This window comes from Vibrio sp. Y176 (assembly GCF_033438945.1).
In genome coordinates this window covers 1-791 of the sequence record NZ_JAWOQS010000364.1, presented here as the reverse complement: position 1 = coordinate 791, position 791 = coordinate 1, and the positions used below count along the sequence as shown (strand labels likewise).

At 40.5% G+C, this 791-nt stretch carries 2 protein-coding genes; both read right to left on the bottom strand.

What is annotated here, in order from left to right:
- On the bottom strand, window positions 1–115 hold a 115-nt coding region (locus R7O13_RS26105), incomplete at its 3' end, for a YfbU family protein (protein ID WP_318305104.1).
- Window positions 116–269: 154 nt separating this feature from the next.
- The coding region (locus tag R7O13_RS26100) for a hypothetical protein (RefSeq protein ID WP_318305103.1) at window positions 270–791 on the bottom strand (522 nt) is incomplete at its 5' end.

Below are 791 nucleotides of genomic sequence, written 5' to 3'. Positions count from 1 at the left end.
CGCGTTCAACGATCGTCTGTAGGCGTTTGTATTTAGCCGCATTATTCGGATCAAGCTGAGACATTAGGTTGTATTGGTTTGATAGAATCAAACGTTGAGCGTTTGACATTTCCATGATGACCTCACTAAATAATCTAATACATTTTTAATGTGCTTAGGTTAACGCTTCAGACAAGGGTGAAACATGATCTCAACACATATTTAATATGAAAAAATGGCAAGAATTGTCGAATTCAGCCACGGCGTGATACACGATATAAGAAGAATATCTACTTTTTGTGATAGTGGTTGTATATGTAATCTCGGTCCGAAAACACTCTTAACCACTCTGGCTTGAAGACGGTTAATACTGCCAGTGACATCCCGTTAAGTAACCCTTCGGGGAACGCAAGCAATGGGACAAAAATAAAGTAGTTGTGTTGAATGGTTTTCCAATCGTAGTGGCCAACCAACAAGTGATAAAACGAGTTAAATACTAAGTGTAAGCTGCCTGTGAGTGCGCCATTAAAAAAGCCAGCGACAAAAATAAACACAAAGATGTTGCGGGGTAAATAATGGTAACTAAGCAAAAAGACTAAGTAGCTGATTAATATTGGTATGAGTGCCGATAGCACAAGAGAGCTTGGGAGCAAGATAAACGAAATACCGTGTATCCAGTGGTAGGCGAACATCGCAGGAATGCTGAGCAAAAAAGCCATTCGCCAACCGTACATCATGGTTAGTGTCGTTAACGCGAGAAAGTGTATTTGTAACCCTTCTTTTACTCCTGCTTGAGCAGACCAAAGAACCGT